The following is a 1,579-nucleotide window of genomic DNA, read 5'->3' as shown; positions in this document are numbered from 1 at the left end:
GTGGGTGGAGTTCCAGTTGTTGATGTCAGGTTATGGGCTGGCGAGTTGGAGCGGTTGCAGGGAAGGTTCGTGCATCGGTTCAGCCGCAGTGAGCCGCGGGAGTCGGCGCTTGCGTACATGCAGGGGTTGGTCGCTCCGCTGGAGCGGAAGAACGGTTGGACTCTGGCAGAACAGGCAGGTCATGGTGCTCCGGACCGCATCCATCGATTACTGAACCGGATCGACTGGAGCGCGGATGAGGTCCTGGACGACGTCCGCGACTACGTGGTGGAACATCTCGGTGACCCGGGTGCGGTCCTGATCGTGGACGACACCAGTTTTCTGAAAAAGGGCGTCCGTTCGGCCGGCGTTCAGCGTCAGTACTCGGGAACGGTGGGCCGGACGGAGAATTGCCAGGTCGGTGTCTTCCTGGCCTATGCCGGTGCCCGCGGCCGCACGTTGATCGACCGCCGCTTGTATCTGCCCACGTCATGGACCGATGACCGGGACCGGTGTCTGGCTGCGGGCGTTGAGGACACGGTCGCCTTCGAGACGAAGGTGGTGATCGCGAAGGCGATGGTCCGCCGGGCGATCACGGAGAAGATCCCGTTTAGGTGGGTGACCGCGGACGCCGCCTACGGCTTCTCCAAAGGGTGGCGGACCGAGCTCGAACGGGCGGATGTCTTCCACGTCATGGCCACCACCCGCCACGACACCGTCGTCTCCCGCTGGGCCATGGACCACCCCGTCCACGACCTGTTTCCCGCTCTGCCGCGGCAGAAGTGGAAGCGTCGTTCGTGCGGGAACGGAGCTCACGGTCCCCGGGTCTACGACTGGGCGAGAGTGGAGGTCCGGCCCTGGCACCGCGAAGACCGCCGGCACTGGGTTCTCGCCCGCCGAAGCGTGAGCCGGCCCGACCAGATCTCCTACTACATCGCCTACTGTCCCGCCGAGACCACCCTCGACGAACTCATCCGCGTCGCCGGCAGCCGCTGGGCGATCGAGGAATGCTTCCAGACGGCGAAGCAGGAATGCGGCCTGGACGACTATCAGGTCCGCCGCTACCCCGGCTGGCACCGCCACATCACCCTCGCCATGGCCGCCCACGCCTGCCTCACCGTCCTGCGAGCCCGCGAGCTCGACACGGACAAAGCAGAAACGGATCCTCCCAGCTCATACCCCTCACCCTCCCCGAACTCCGACGCCTGATCACCCGCATCGCCCACCGCCGACAACCACCTGTTGAGCACGTCCTGCACTGGTCCTACTGGCGCCGCAGACGACAACAGCAAGCCCGCGTCAGCCACTACAAACGGCGCGGCCACACACCACCAGAAACCGTCCAACCATCAGCCCATAGACCGTTGCAGTACTAACCCTGTCGTCGCCGAGTCACTTCTGGACCGGCTGATCAATGCCAGCCACCAGGTGATCATGAACGGACCCGGCTACCGGCCCGAAGGCGGCCCAGGAACCCCAACGACGAGCCCTGACAGTCCTGATCCATTGCGCCCAGAAGCGTCGATACGGCGGGTCGGCCCGGCCCGGTTGGCGGCTCCCCTGTCCGTGACGGCGGTGACCGATCCCTGGGAGCCTGCGC

At 65.7% G+C, this 1,579-nt stretch carries 1 protein-coding gene; it reads left to right on the top strand.

All coding sequences use genetic code 11. The features are described from left to right. A complete protein-coding gene (locus ACWEBX_RS40405; protein ID WP_451889676.1) occupies positions 1 to 1,188 on the top strand; it encodes an IS701 family transposase in 1,188 nt (395 codons plus the stop codon). Positions 1,189 to 1,579 lie beyond the last annotated feature (391 nt).

This window comes from Streptomyces sp. NPDC005070, assembly GCF_053600395.1.
This window is presented reverse-complemented; position numbering and strand designations above follow the sequence as displayed.